General features: G+C 67.8%; 11 protein-coding genes. 7 read left to right on the top strand and 4 right to left on the bottom strand.

Features of this window, described 5'->3' with window-relative positions:
• Window positions 1-7 precede the first annotated feature (7 nt).
• The gene (gene clpB, locus GQ674_RS14655; RefSeq protein ID WP_159499472.1) at window positions 8-2,593 is read right to left on the bottom strand and encodes an ATP-dependent chaperone ClpB; all 2,586 of its coding nucleotides are present in this window, start codon (window positions 2,591-2,593) and stop codon (window positions 8-10) included.
• A 183-nt stretch (window positions 2,594-2,776) separates the two neighbouring features.
• Here clpB and GQ674_RS14660 point away from each other — a divergent pair, with 183 nt between their 5' ends.
• From GQ674_RS14660 to GQ674_RS14675, 4 genes are read left to right on the top strand one after another with little or no spacing between them, the layout of a single operon-like run.
• Window positions 2,777-3,271 carry a sigma-70 family RNA polymerase sigma factor gene (locus GQ674_RS14660; protein WP_159497658.1) on the top strand — a complete coding sequence of 165 codons (495 nt, stop codon included), beginning with the start codon at window positions 2,777-2,779 and terminating at the stop codon, window positions 3,269-3,271.
• Window positions 3,261-4,235 (top strand): FecR domain-containing protein, encoded by a 975-nt coding sequence (locus GQ674_RS14665; RefSeq protein WP_159497659.1) that lies wholly within the window; start codon window positions 3,261-3,263, stop codon window positions 4,233-4,235. Before GQ674_RS14660 ends, GQ674_RS14665 begins: the two co-directional genes overlap by 11 nt.
• Before the next feature lie 58 nt (window positions 4,236-4,293).
• On the top strand, window positions 4,294-7,062 hold the full coding sequence (locus GQ674_RS14670) for a TonB-dependent receptor (protein ID WP_159497660.1): 2,769 nt from the start codon (window positions 4,294-4,296) through the stop codon (window positions 7,060-7,062).
• A 39-nt stretch (window positions 7,063-7,101) separates the two neighbouring features.
• Complete coding sequence (locus tag GQ674_RS14675) at window positions 7,102-8,229, top strand: cytochrome c peroxidase (RefSeq protein WP_159497661.1); 1,128 nt, start codon at window positions 7,102-7,104, stop codon at window positions 8,227-8,229.
• Window positions 8,230-8,238: 9 nt separating this feature from the next.
• Here GQ674_RS14675 and GQ674_RS14680 read toward each other — a convergent pair whose 3' ends face one another.
• Window positions 8,239-9,066 (bottom strand): DUF3014 domain-containing protein, encoded by an 828-nt coding sequence (locus GQ674_RS14680; RefSeq protein ID WP_159497662.1) that lies wholly within the window; start codon window positions 9,064-9,066, stop codon window positions 8,239-8,241.
• Between the two features lie 208 nt (window positions 9,067-9,274).
• Here GQ674_RS14680 and GQ674_RS14685 point away from each other — a divergent pair, with 208 nt between their 5' ends.
• Window positions 9,275-9,985, top strand: a complete 711-nt coding sequence (locus GQ674_RS14685) for a glutathione S-transferase (protein WP_159497663.1) — start codon at window positions 9,275-9,277, stop codon at window positions 9,983-9,985.
• A gap of 1 nt (window position 9,986) precedes the next feature.
• On the opposite strand, the gene GQ674_RS14690 is transcribed toward GQ674_RS14685, so the two are convergent.
• Window positions 9,987-11,597, bottom strand: a complete 1,611-nt coding sequence (locus tag GQ674_RS14690) for a hypothetical protein (protein WP_159497664.1) — start codon at window positions 11,595-11,597, stop codon at window positions 9,987-9,989.
• Between the two features lie 365 nt (window positions 11,598-11,962).
• Window positions 11,963-13,684, bottom strand: coding sequence for a thiamine pyrophosphate-dependent enzyme (locus tag GQ674_RS14695; protein ID WP_159497665.1), 1,722 nt, complete (start codon window positions 13,682-13,684; stop codon window positions 11,963-11,965).
• 117 nt (window positions 13,685-13,801) lie between these two features.
• Here GQ674_RS14695 and GQ674_RS14700 point away from each other — a divergent pair, with 117 nt between their 5' ends.
• Together GQ674_RS14700 and GQ674_RS14705 are read left to right on the top strand one after the other, a co-directional pair.
• Window positions 13,802-14,092, top strand: a complete 291-nt coding sequence (locus tag GQ674_RS14700) for a hypothetical protein (protein WP_159497666.1) — start codon at window positions 13,802-13,804, stop codon at window positions 14,090-14,092.
• Window positions 14,093-14,107: 15 nt separating this feature from the next.
• Window positions 14,108-14,419 carry a hypothetical protein gene (locus tag GQ674_RS14705; protein ID WP_159497667.1) on the top strand — a complete coding sequence of 104 codons (312 nt, stop codon included), beginning with the start codon at window positions 14,108-14,110 and terminating at the stop codon, window positions 14,417-14,419.
• The last annotated feature ends 4 nt before the right edge of the window (window positions 14,420-14,423 follow it).

Genomic DNA, 14,423 nt, shown 5'->3' on the forward strand with positions numbered 1-14,423 from the left:
ACGGGGCTCAGCCCTTGTTGAAGACGAGCTTGCCCTCGGCCGCATCGACCTGGATCACCTCGCCACTGACGAACGCGCCGGACAGGATCTTCTGCGCCAGCGGATTTTCCAGCTGCGACTGGATCGCACGCTTGAGCGGTCGCGCCCCATAGACCGGATCGAAGCCGACGTTGCCCAGCAGCTGGAAGGCCGCGTCGCTGACCTCGATGCGCAGCCCGCGTTCGGCCAGGCGCTTCTCCAGGCCCTGCATCTGGATGCGGGCGATCTGCTTGATCTGCACCTTGTCCAGCGGATGGAACACCACGATGTCGTCCAGACGGTTGATGAACTCCGGGCGGAAATGCGCCTGCACCACGCCCATCACCGCGGCCTTCATCTGCGTGTAGGCCTCCGGCGTGTCGTCGCCACTCATGTCCTGGATCTGGTGCGAGCCCAGGTTGGAGGTCATCACGATGACCGTGTTGCGGAAGTCCACCGTACGGCCCTGGCCATCGGTAAGGCGGCCGTCGTCGAGCACCTGCAGCAGGATGTTGAACACATCCGGGTGCGCCTTCTCCACCTCATCCAGCAGGATCAGCGAATACGGACGGCGACGCACGGCCTCGGTGAGGTAGCCGCCTTCTTCGTAGCCCACATACCCTGGCGGTGCACCGATCAGGCGCGCAACGCTGTGCTTTTCCATGAACTCGCTCATGTCGATGCGGATCATCGCGTCGGTGCTGTCGAACAGGAACTCGGCCAGCGCCTTGCACAGCTCGGTCTTGCCCACGCCGGTGGGGCCGAGGAACAGGAACGAACCACTGGGGCGGTCCGGATCGGACAGCCCGGCACGCGAACGCCGCACCGCGTCGGACACGACCTTGATCGCCTCTTCCTGGCCCACCACCCGCTCATGCAGCATCTGCTCCATGCGCAGCAGCTTGTCGCGCTCGCCTTCCAGCATGCGGTTGACCGGAATGCCGGTCCAGCGCGACACCACCTCGGCGATTTCCTCGGCCGTGACCCGGTCCTGCACCAGCTTGAATTCGGTGGTCTCCACTTCCTGCGCCGCGGCCAGCTGCTTTTCCAGCTGCGGCAACTGGCCGTACTGGATTTCGCTCATACGGCCGAAATCCTGGCGGCGCTGGGCAGATTCCAGCTCCAGCTTGGCGTGCTCGATCTGCTCCTTGATCTTGGTGGCGCCCTGCAGCGTGGCCTTCTCCGACTTCCAGATTTCATTGAGGTCGGAGAACTCGCGCTCCAGCGCATCGATGTCGCTTTCCAGGTCGGCCAGGCGCTGGCGCGAGGCCTCGTCCTTTTCCTTCTTGAGCATTTCGCGCTGGATCTTCAGCTGGATCAGGCGCCGCTCCAGGCGGTCCAGCTCTTCGGGCTTGGAGTCGATCTCCATGCGGATGCGCGAGGCGGCCTCGTCCATCAGATCGATGGCCTTGTCCGGCAGCTGCCGGTCGGCGATGTAGCGGTGAGACAGCGTGGCGGCCGCCACAATCGCCGGGTCGGTGATTTCCACGCCATGGTGCACGGCGTACTTTTCCTTCAGCCCGCGCAGGATGGCGATGGTGTCTTCCACGCTGGGCTCACCCACCAGCACCTTCTGGAAGCGGCGCTCCAGCGCGGCATCCTTCTCGATGTACTTGCGGTACTCGTCCAGCGTGGTGGCACCCACGCAATGCAGCTCACCGCGCGCGAGCGCCGGCTTGAGCATGTTGCCGGCATCCATCGCGCCATCGGCCTTGCCCGCGCCCACCATGGTGTGCAGTTCGTCGATGAACAGGATCACCTGCCCTTCGCTCTTGGCCAGGTCGTTGAGCACGCCCTTGAGGCGCTCTTCGAATTCACCGCGGAACTTGGCACCGGCAATCAGCGCACCCATGTCCAGCGACAGCACGCGCTTGCCGCGCAGGCCTTCGGGCACTTCGTCGTTGATGATGCGCTGGGCCAGGCCTTCCACGATCGCGGTCTTGCCCACGCCGGGTTCGCCGATCAGCACCGGGTTGTTCTTGGTCCGGCGCTGCAGCACCTGGATGGTGCGGCGGATTTCCTCGTCGCGCCCGATCACCGGGTCCAGCTTGCCGCTCTCGGCACGCGCGGTCAGGTCGATGGTGTACTTTTCCAGCGCCTGGCGCTGGTCTTCGGCATTTTCCGACTGCACGCTTTCGCCGCCGCGGATCTTGTCGATCGCCGCGTCGATGCGGGTCTTGTCGGCACCGGCAGCGCGCAGCGCCATGCCCAGCGTGCCGCTGTCGTCCAGCGCCGCCAGCACGAACCACTCGCTGGCGATGAAGGCATCGCCGTGCTGCTGGGCCAGCTTGTCGGTGGTATTGAGCAAGCGGTTGAGGTCATTGCCGATCGACAGGTTGCCTTCCTGCCCGGATACCTTGGGCAGCGCTTCCAGGGCCTCGTTGAGACGCTCGCGCAGCACCGGCACGTTGACCCCGGCCTGGGACAGCAGCGGGCGCGTGCTGCCGCCCTGCTGGTCCAGCAGCGCGGTGAAGACGTGTACCGGTTCGATGATGTTGTGGTCGCGGCCCACGGCCAGCGACTGGGCGTCTGCCAGCGCCTGCTGGAAACGCGAGGTGAGCTTGTCCATCCGCATGGGGAATTCCTCTTTCATGTCATGGCCAGCGTGGCTGGCAGATGTAACTGATATGCGGTTGTCGCGCAGTGATTCAAGACAAACCGGCACTGGCAATACAGCCTCCGTATTGCCATACTTGCGAATCATTCTCATTAGCATCGACTCGGACGCGGCGTGGCGTTCGCATTCCCAAGGCATCCCATGCAGGCACAACGCGAGCACCTGGGCGCCCTTTACCGGGACCACCGCAGTTGGCTGCACGGCTGGCTGAGCGGGCGCGTGGGCTGCCGGGAAGCCGCTGCCGATCTCACCCAGGACACCTTCGCGCGCCTGCTGCAGGACCGTGACCTGGCGGCCCTGCGCGAGCCGCGCGCGTTCCTGACCACGGTGGCGCGCGGGCTGGCGGCCAACTGGTTCCGGCGCCAGGCGCTGGAGCGGGCGTACCTGGAGTATCTGGCCCAGTTTCCCGAGGCCGTCCTGCCCTCCCTGGAAGAACAGGCGCTGGTGCGCGAAGCGCTTCAGCAGATCGACGCCATGCTGGACGGCCTGCCGGCGATGGCGCGCCGTGTGTTCGTGCTGGCCCAGTTCGACGGCCTGCGCTACGACGCCATCAGCGACCGGTTGGGCCTGTCCTTGTCCACCGTCAAGCGACACATGAAACGCGCCCTGCTGGGCTGCCTGCTGCATGCACCCTGAGCCGGTCCAGCCTGCTGCGCTGTCGCCTGCGGTGCTGGAGCAGGCGGCCGAGTGGATGATGCGCCTGCACGAAGACGCCAGCGTCGCCGCCCATCAGCAGTGGCGGCACTGGCACGACGCCCACCCCGACCACACCCGTGCCTGGCAGCGCGCCGAACAGCTGATGACGCTGACCGCGCAGGTGCCTGCCCCGCTTGCCCAGCGTGCGTTACAGGTACCGGCCTCCCGCGGCCGCCGCGCAGTGCTGCGCAGCGTGGCCGGGGTGCTGCTGGGGGTACCGCTGGGCGGTCTGCTGGCGTGGCGGCTGTGGGACCAGGCCGCATGGGACGCCAGCGTGCGCACCGCCGTCGGCGAGCGGCGGCGCGTGGTACTGGACGATGGCAGCGTACTGCACCTGGCCACCGCCAGCGCGGTGGACGTGGCCTTCGATGGGCAACAACGCCTGGTGCGCCTGCGCCGGGGCGAGATCCACATCGAGACCGCCGTCGATCCGCAGCGGCCGGCGCGACCCTTCCGGGTGGCCACGTCGCAGGGAATGCTGCGGGCGCTGGGCACCCGCTTCAGCGTGCGGCTGTTCGACCGGGATGCCCTTCTGATCGTGCAGGAGGGGGCCGTGCAGCTCACGGCCGACACCGCCAGTCGACGTGTAGAAGCGGGGCAGCAGGTGCGCTGGCACGCCACGGGGTTGCCGGAGCCGTTGCCTGCTCCCGCCGGCAGCGACGCCTGGACGCAGGGCATGCTGGTGGCCGACGGCCTGCCCCTGCAGGCACTGCTGGCCGAGCTGGGGCGCTACCACCACCGCTGGCTGCGGGTGGATCCGGCGATTGCCGCGCTGCCCGTTTCCGGTGCCTTCCCGCTGGATGACCTGGACCGCAGCCTGTCGATGCTGGCGGACACCTGTCCGGTGCAGGTGGAACACGGCCTGCTGGCCATCCGCCTGCGCGCCGCGGAAAAGCCCGAATGACACTTTTTTCGATGTCGGGTGGCAGAGGAGATGAATCCCTTTTCCGTCGGCCTCTCCCATGCCTGTGATCCGAACCCGTTTCCGCCTCCGCCTGCTGGCGGTGGCGCTGGTGGCCAGCCCGGCCTTCGCCCAGACCGCCCCCGTGACCGAAACCACGGTGCTGCGCGATAGCACGCCGCTGGGCGGCGCGCTGGGCACCTTCGCCGCGCGTCACGGCGTGGCCTTGTCCTTCGACCCTGCCCTGACCCAAGGGCGCCTGGCGCCGCTCATCGCCGACGGCCTTGGCGTGGAGGCCGGCTTTGCCGCCCTGCTGCAGGGGACCGGACTGCGCGCCGAGCGTCGGGAAGACGGCAGCTACACCGTGCACCAAGCGGCCGGACCGCGCGTAATCGCGCCGCTGCGCGTGGGCACCTCCGCCCCGGGCACCTATCTGCCGCAGCCCCTGCCCTACGGGCAGGGCATGACATTGGATGCCGACGCGCTGCAGGCCCAGGTGAAAGGCAACGGCGACATCGCCACCGCATTGCGCAGCAACCCGGCCGTGCAGTTCAACGATACCGGCCGCAGCAGCCGCAACATGGGCGAGATCCGCCCGGACGATTTCTCCATCAACGGCGCGCCCTACTACCAGAACCTGTTCCTGCTCGATGGCGCGACGATCAACAATGACATTGATCCGGCGGTCAACGCAGACAGCCCCGGCAACGTCAACAACGCCGTGGACGTGCCCAGCGCAAGCCAGGGCATTGCCGTCGACGTGGACCTGCTGGAATCGCTGACGGTGTATGACGCCAACGTCCCGGCCAGCTACGGTGGTTTCACCGGCGGCGTGGTCGATGCACGCAGCCGCAAGGCCCGCGATGCCCTGCATGGCAAGGTGTGGATGCGCATGGCGCGCTCGGCGTGGGACCAGATCATCGCCAACGATGCACAGCAGGACAGCTACGAAGAATCGGCCACGTTCGCCTACCAGCCGCAGTACGACAAATACCGCGTGGGCGCGCGCCTGGAAGGCCGCACGTCGTTCGGGCTGGGCATCATCGGCACGGTCACCCGCAGCCACTCGGACATTCCGCTGCGCGCCTATTCCGGCGGCCGCGATTCCACGGGCGAGGACGTCAACCAGAAGACCCAGACCCGGCAGAACACCAGCGCCAGCATTGCCCTGGACTGGAAGAACGATGACGGCCTGGAGCTGGCTGCCAACGTGTCCTACGCGCCCACCGATGACCGCTACTACATCATGAACGGGCGTGATTCGTGGTTTGACATCCGGTCCGGCGGCCCTACGGCCAGCCTGCGCGCCAGCTGGTCCCACGGCCCGTGGACGTTGCGCTCGACATTGAACTACAGCGACGTGGAAAGCTCGCGGCGCAGCGACCTGGACTACATGCGCAACTGGGCCAGCTCGGACGCATTCAACTGGAGTCCCACCGGCATCAGTTCCGAAGGCAGCTACGGCAACATCGACCAGCGGGACCGCCGCATCGGCTACCGCATGGTGGTGGATCGTGAGATCTTCTCGATCGGCACCACCGAGCACCGCGTGCAGCTGGGCCTGGGCGTGCAGCGCCGGGACGGCAGCTACGAACGTCTGAACGATCATTCGGTGTATCTGTCCACCGGCGTGACCAGCAGCTGCACCCTGGCCGATGGCACCGTGGATACCTTCAGCTGCTCACTGTCGCCGCTGCGCAGCGGTGCGGCCGGGCAATACTTCACCCAACAGCAGCGCTACCACGCCGGTCGCTTCGAGGTCAGCGGAAAAGAGTACGAAGCCTGGCTGCAGGACGACATCCGGGTGGGGAACTGGAGCCTCCGTCCCGGTCTGCGCCTGGACCGCAACACCATTTGGAGCCAGACCACACTGTCGCCGCGTCTGGCGGCGGCCTGGGACGTACAGGGTGACCAGCGCACGGTGCTCAATGCCGGCATCAACCGGTATTACGGCCGCAGCTTCTACAGCTACCTGCTGCGCGACGGCCGCGACCGCCTGCGTGAGACCCTGGTTCGCCGCAGCGCGCGCACGTCGTGGGACGATGCCACCGGCACCTGGAATGTGGCCACCAACCGCCTGCGTGATATCGACTCACCGTACACCGACGAGTGGACGCTCGGCATCGACCAGCGGGCTGCCGGCCTGGTGTTCAACCTGAAGTACGTCAATCGTGCGACCCGCAAGGACATCCTGCGGCGCAAGGTCGACGACCCCGACCGCGCCCTCTACAACCTCAACACCTACGAGTTCACCAATGGCGGCCGCAGCGACGCTGACATCTGGACTGCTTCCATCGCGTCTCAGCAGCCCTGGGAGGTGATGGGCACGCGCAACAGCGTCCAGCTCTCGGCCGACCGCACCGACGTCAAGCGCAACTACAACAGCTACGAAGATGTCCTGGACATGTTCGAGCTGGTGCGCCTGGACGGCACGCTCATGTATCGGCATGAACTGCCTGCCTCGCAGTTCCTGCGGCCATGGAGCGCGCGCCTGAGCACGCGCACCGAGATCCCCGCGCTGGGCCTGAGCTGGACCAACTTCTTCCGCTACCGCGCGGGGTTCGAGGGCTTCACCACCGGTCCGGCACAGACCATCGACGGCGTTACAGCGCCCACCCTGACCAGTCGTACGTTCTCCGGCACCTGGAGCTGGGATGCCACCTTCGAATACCGCCTGGCGCTGCCGCAGCAGCAGGAAGCGTATGCGCGGGTGGAGGTCCAGAACGTGCTCAATCGCGCCAACGTGGGCACGGCCGCGACCGCCGCGGCGGGCAGCATCTTCTATGAACCCGGTCGCAGCTTCTGGCTGGAGCTGGGCTATTCATTCTGAGGGCATGGCCGTCGCAGCCTGCGGCGGTCCATCCAGCTGATGCGACGTCACCGCTCTGCACGCCTGATCCTGCTTGCCGCTGCGCTGCTCCTGGGCGGCGCGGGCATGCCGTTGCCCGCGCGCGACACCCCCTGCCCGACCGTGCTGCCGGCGCGCCCCGACCCGGCGTGCCTGCGTGCGCTCTACAGCGGTCCCCGTGCAGGCTGGCCGGCACCCCAGGTGGCACCGGGCGTGGCGTGGCAGGAACTGGCCCCATTGGGGCCACCCCCCGAACCGCGCGACAACCCGACCACCCCGGCCAAGGTCGCCCTGGGCCAGCGCCTGTTCAACGACCCACGCCTGTCGCGCTCGGGGCAGATCGCCTGCGCCACCTGCCACGAACGCGACCTCGGCTTCGCCGATGGCCGGCGCGTGTCGTTCGGCCACGACCGACAACCCGGTCGCCGCAATGCCCCCAGCGTGGCGATGGCCGGTTACGCACACACGCTGTTCTGGGACGGTCGCGCGGCCACGCTGGAAGACCAGGCGCTGGCGCCGATCGCCGACCCGAAGGAGATGGCCTTCCGTGCCGAGGACGCGGCAACCCGCGTGCGCGCCGATGCCGACTACCGCACCGCCTTTGCCACCGTATTCGGCGACGACCGCGTGGATACCCGCCAACTGGCCCAGGCCATCGCAGCGTTCGAGCGCAGCCTGGCCCCCACCCGCAACCGTTTCGACCGTTTCCTCGGCGGCCAGCCCAGCGCGCTGGACGACGCGCAGCTGCGCGGCCTGCACCTGTTCCGCACGCGCGCGGGGTGCATGAACTGCCACAGCGGACCGGCGCTGACCGACAACGGCTTCCACAACCTGGGCCTGCATTTCCACGGGCGCGCGCGCCAGGACCTGGGCCGCTACGAGGTGACCGGCGATCCCGCCGACAGCGGTCGCTTCCGCACACCCTCGCTGCGCGGGGTGGCCAACACTGCGCCCTACATGCACAACGGCCTGTTGCCGCGGCTGGACGGCGTGCTGGCGTTCTACAACGTGGGCGGCGGCAAACCCCGCGCGCCGGCAGTACCGGCTGCCGACGCACCACCGTTCCCGCAACCGGATCCGCTGCTGCACCCGCGCGGACTCAGCCGCCAGGAACTGCAGGATCTGGAAGCGTTCCTGCGCGCCCTGTAGCGCCGGCCATCAACCGCGGCTGAGCACCGCGCGCAGTGCCCGAAACTGTTGCTTCACCGCGTGCGCCTGCCCGGCATCCATGCGCAGCAGCAGCTTCTGCCCCACCGAGCATGACTGCAGCGCGGGATCGACAAAGCGATAGCGGCCGCGCTCGTCGCGTGTCACCGCCAACGGGCGGGGCGGCTCCGGTGTCTGCAGCAGGTGGTCGATCACCCCCACCAGCCGATCATTGAAGTACGCGTCGGGCTGTCCCAGTTCCGCATACGCCTGCTGGAGCAACGGGTAGACGCGCACATAGGCCTTGCCTGCGGCAGTCGCGTCCAGCGCGAATGCCGTCACGTAGGGCGCATAGCGCGCGGCGTTGGCCGCGGCGATGTGCGTGGTGCCCTCCACGGTGTCGACCTGCAGGCTACCCGGCAGCGCACGCACCGCCATCGCCGGCGTCGGCACGCTGGGCTTGTCGAGATTGTCGATATGGGTCACCACGCGCTGGACCAGGTGGTCGCGCAGCAGCAGTGCCAGTGCGCCGTCGCCGTTGAACAGCGCCGTCAGTGCGTCGAACACCGGCCCATCGCTGTCGGCCAGCGCGGGCAGTGCCGGATCGGCCGCATCGCGGGGATCGACCGGGTGCTGGATGGAAGGTGGCGCAGCGGATGCAGTGGATGCAGGCACGGGCGGTATCTTCGTGCCCGCACCCTGCGCCGCGGGCGCCTGCACCGGCACCTGCACGTCATCGACAAGAGCGCGCAGGGTATCGCTGAACAACCACGTGCCCGCGCCGCCAATCACCACCACACCCAACACCCACGGCCAGATCGCCTTTCCGCTCTTCTGCATGTTGCCGTACCTCGCATTTCACCTGCCTGGACACCGTATGACCTACGCCATCGGACGGGGTTCCCCGCGCACCTGCAGCGCCGCAGAGCGCGTTGACACCGCATCATCCCGCAGCCGCGATGAACCCCTGCCACGCCAGCGGCCGCACGCTCACGCCCGCTTTGCATGCGCACGCCGATGCTGTGCACTGTTCTTGTGGAGCACCGTGATGCATTACGAGCTGTACTACTGGACCGGTATCCAGGGCCGTGGCGAGTTCATCCGGCTGGCGCTGGAAGACGCCGGTGCGGCCTACACCGACATGGCGCGCGTGCATGGCGATGCGATGATGGAGCCGTTCCTGCAGGGCAAGGAAGAGGGTCTGCGCCCGTTCGCACCGCCGTTCCTGAAAAGTGGCCGGCAGGTGATCGCCCAGGTGGGCGCGATCCTCGATCACATCGCACCGGAACTGGGCCTGGTGCCCGAAGCGGCGTCTCGCCGACAGCAGGCACTGCAGCTGCAGTTGACCATCGCCGACCTGGTCGCCGAAGTGCACGACACCCACCACCCGATTGCCGCAGCGAAGTACTACGAAGACCAGAAACACGAAGCGAAGGCGCGCGCCGAGGCGACGCGTGCCGAGCGGCTACCGAAATTCCTGGCGTACTTCGAGGCTGTGCTGAAGGACAACGGCGAGCGTCATCCGCTGCGCGAGCATTCGTACGTGGACCTGTCGTTGTTCCAGCTGCTGAGCGGGCTGGACTACATGTTCCCGCGGCGCATGCAGGCACTGTGGCCCACCCTGCCGTTGCTGCGCGCGCTCAAGGACCGGGTGGAGCGGCGACCGAACATCGCCGCCTACCTGGCCTCCGACCGCCGTTTGGCGTTCAACACCAACGGCATCTTCCGCCATTACCCGGAACTGGACGGCGACCGATAGATCACGACCGTGAGTCGTGATCCACGCGCGGCTGCTTCTGCAGCGACAGCAGTGCCAGCAGCCCGGCCAGCGCCACGTAGGCCCCGGCGAACTGCCACATGATGAGCTTCGGCAACCCGACCAGCTGCCACGGCAGGTAAATGCCGCCGCGCGGGTCCACCGAGTGGATCAGGCCGAACAGGGTCAGCACCGCCGCCACCAGGAGGAAACCGGAGGAGCGCAGCAGCCTGCCGTCGATCATCGCTACCACCGCTGCAATCCACAGCATCGAGGTGATGATGAAGCCGTTGCCCAGGGTGAAGATCACCGCCAGTTCCGGTAGACCGTGCCCGTCCAGCGTGGCGGTCATCGCGGCCAGCTGCTCCGGTGCGATCCAGCCCGGAGCCTTGATCGCCAGCAGATAGGCCACCGAGGGCAGGAAGCCCAGCACCATCGCCCCGGCATGTTCGCGCGGGGCGGCCTGGAAGGCCTGCGTGGTGATGTCGATGGCCACGTACACGATGATCGGTGCCAGCACCGCCAGCGGCAGCCACTGCACCAACCCGGAGATCACCCCGAGCATGCCGCCGATGCCCACGAACAGGCCGGTCAGCAGCGTGTAGCCGCTACGTGCGCCCATGTGCTTGTAGGCCGGCTGGCCGATGTACGGGGTGGTCTGCGCCACGCCGCCGCAGAGGCCAGCCACCAGCGTGGCGACAGCTTCCACCAGCAGGATGTCGCGGGTGCGGTAATCGTCGCCGGCCGCGCGGGCGCTCTCGGACACGTTGATGCCGCCCACCACCATCAGCAGGCCGAACGGCAGCAGCAGCGGCAGGTAGGTCATCGCCGTGGGCAGTCCGTCGATGAAGCCCAGCGTGGGCCACGGCAGCACCACCTGCGGCGGCGTCCAGTCGGGCACGTGGAAGCCGGGCGCACCCAGCCCGGCCAGCCCCAGTCCGTAGTACAGCGCGGTGCCGAACACGAAGGCGACCAGCACGCCCGGCGCGCGGATTGGCAGCTTGCGCTTGGCGATCAGCACGTACAGCAACAGGCCCAGGGTGACGAAGCCGACGACCGGGGAGCGCAGCGTTTCCAGCAGCGGCAGGAAACCCATCAGCGCGATGGCGATGCCGGCGATGGAGCCCAGCAGCGAAGCCCGGGGCAGCGCGCGGGTGACCGCTTCGCCGAAGAACGACAGGATCACCTTGAGCACGCCCATGATCACGAGCGAGGCCATGCCCAGCTGCCAGGTGGCAACCGCCGCGTCGTGCGGCGCCAGGCCCTGCACCTTGAAGGCGATGAAGGCCGGGCCGAGCACCAGCAGCGCCATGCCGATGCTGGTGGGCGCGTCCAGGCCCAGCGGCATCGCGGTGACATCGTCACGGCCGGTGCGCGTGGCCAGCCGCCGCGCCATCCACGTATAGAGCACGTTGCCGACCAGCACGCCGAAGGCGGTGCCGGGGAACATGCGGCCGAACACCACGTCGGCCGGGAACTGGAAGATGCCGACCAGCGCCATCGCGATGAAGCCCAGGATCGACAGGTTGTCGACCACCAGGCCAAAGAAACCATTGAAATCGCCGGCAACGAACCAGCGGGGGGGTCCGGAGCGGACGGGAGCGGGGGCGGACATGCGCGGCACTGCCGTGGGGAGGGGGTAGCCGATGGTAGGGCCTCGCCGCCGCCAGTAACAGGCACATGGGTGGAACGCCGGGGTGTGCGCGTCAGCGCCTACGCGTTGCCGCCCCGTGATCCAGGCGGCAGTTGCATCCGGTAGTGCCGGCCGCTGGACGGCTCCTCAGAATGCGTCCGACGGTATCGGGAGCCGGCCAGCGGCCGGCACTACCTGGGTGCGTCCGACGGTATCGGGAGCCGGCCAGCGGCCGGCACTACCTCGGTGCGTCCGACGGTGTCGGCAGCCGACCAGCACGGTCCCAACCGACGGTCGGGACCTACCCGGTAGGCCACCACCGTTGGTGGCGACGCCGCCCCACGCCCTCAGGGCTTGTTGAGGAAATTGTTGGCCAGCAGATCACGCACGTCGCCCACCCGCCCGCTCAGCAAGGCCTTGGCCGCATACAGCGCGGTGCCGGCCACCTGCTTAGCTTCCACCTGCGGCGGCATCACCAGCTCGGTCGGGCTGGTGTGCACGTCCAGCAGCGCCGGGCCCGGATGGGCCAGGAAGTCCTGCACCGCCTGCTCCAGGTCCTCCGAGCGGGTCACGGTGCGCCCGTAGAAGCCGATCACCTCGGCCAGGCGGCCGAAATCGGGGTTCTTCAGGTCGGTGTAGTTGTCCAGCAGGCCTTCCACCTTCTGCTCCAGCTCCACGAAGTTCAGCGAGCTGTTGTTGTAGACCACCACCTTGATCGGCAGGTTTTCCTGCACCGCAGTGAGCAGGTCGCCCAGCAACATCGCAATGCCGCCATCGCCCGACAGCGAGATTACCTGCCGGCCCGGATAGGCTTTCTGCAGGCCCAGCGCCTGCGGCATGGCGTTGGCCATCGTGCCGTGCAGCAGGCTGGTCAGGGTGCGGCGGCGACCGTTGGTGCGGATGTGGCGCAGAATCCACACCATCGGCGAGCCACCGTCGGCGGTGAACAACGCATCGTCGGTGGCGTAGCGGTTGATCAACGCGGTGAGGTGCTGCGGATGGATCAGCTCGCCCTCGCCTGGTTGCTCTTCCTTTTCGCGCGTGGCCAGCGCCTTGTCGCGGTGTTCGATGCACTCGTCCAGGAAGCTGCGGTCCTGCCGCGGCGGCAGCATCGGCAGCAGGGCCTCCAGCGTCGGGCCGATGTCGCCCACCACGCCCAGCGTCACCGGATGGCGCCGGCCGAGGTGGCTGCCATCGCGATCCACCTGGATCAGCGTGGCCTTGTCCGGGTAGTACTGGCCCCATGCGAAATCGGCGCCGAGCAGCAGCAGCGTGTCGCAGGCCATCAGCGTGTGGTAGCCCGATTCGATCCCGAAGATGCCGGTCATGCCCATGTTGTACGGGTTGTCATGCTCGACGAAATCCTTGGCCCGCGAGGTGTGCGCGATCGGCGCCTGCAGCCGCTCACCCAGTGCCACCAGCGCGTCGTGCGCATGCTCGCAGCCGGCCCCGGCGTATATGCCCACGCGCTTGCCGTCGCCGATCAGCGCCGCAATGCGCTGCAGTTCCTCATCGCTGGGACGCAGCACCGGCTGGGTGTAGTGCACCGAGAACGGCACATCGTGCTTGACCACCGCTTCGCTGATGTCGGCCGGCAGGATCACCACCGCCACGCCGCGGCGGCTGATGGCGGCCTGGCAGGCCAGCGCCACCACGCGGCGCGCCTGTTCGGGGCTGTGCACCTGCTCGCAGAACACGCTGCAGCTGGCATACACCGCCTTGAAATCGACCTCCTGCGGAAACTCCATGCCCAGCTCGGCGGTCACCACCTGGCTGGCGATCAGCACCATCGGCGCGCGGTTGCGGTTGGTTTCGAACACGCCGTTGATGAAATGCAGACCACCCGGCCCGCACGAACCGGCACAGGCAGTGAGCTGCCCGCTGATCAGCGATTCGGCGCCGGCGGCGAACGCGGCCACTTCCTCATGCCGCATGTGCACCCACTCGATATCGCTGTGGTGGATGGCATCGGTGACGTAGTTGAGGGTATCGCCGACGATGCCGTAACAATGGCGGACACCGGCAGCCTGGAGAGTTTCAACTACGATCTCGGCAACGCGCTTGCTCATGGGGGAACAGCCTTGGACGGGGGACTCCCAGCCTAGCCAGCCGCAGGTGATCTCCCTGTAGGCAGGTGGCGTGAAATGCCTATACATTGGCGGCCCCGTTCACTGGCCTTCAGGCTCATGCAGATCGTTCTGCGCTGTGCCACCACGCAGCAGTTCCTGTCCTTCCATGAGCAGCAGTGGCTGCACGGCATCGACCCGGTGGCACACCCGTGGCTGGCGCAGATGCTGCGTGCACCCCGCGGCGGTGTTGCGCCCGATGACCTGCCGGCCGCGATGGACGCGCTGCTGGCCTGCCTGGCCGATCAGGATCCCGCCGATACGGTGGTCCGCCGCAGCGGACTGCGTCTGTTGTTGTGGCTGGCCACCGGCCAGCGCCAAGGCCAGCCGGTGAGCTGGCAGCACCGTTGAGTCCGGGAGGCGCGCATGGCATTTGACCTGTACCTGGACGACGCCGGGCCGCGCATGCGGCATGCGTGGATCGACGCCCACGAAGAGGCCATTCTCAGCCCCGATGGCAGCCGCTACCCGCAGCTGAGCCGGCTACGGCAGGAGTTCTACGGCGCGCCGCGTGTTTCGCCCGGGCAGGCCGCCGCGCTGGTGCAGGAAGTGATCGGCCGGCTGCTGGAAGAGCCCATTGGCGCGGAAGGGCCGCTGGCCGAGGTCGGCCTGCGCCTGATCCTGCTGTTCGACCAGGCGCAGCGCCACGGCCTGCACATCCAGTGCGAGGGCGACTGAACCC

It is taken from the genome of Stenotrophomonas sp. 364 (genome assembly GCF_009832905.1).
Taxonomy (GTDB): Bacteria; Pseudomonadota; Gammaproteobacteria; order Xanthomonadales; family Xanthomonadaceae; genus Stenotrophomonas; species Stenotrophomonas maltophilia_AP.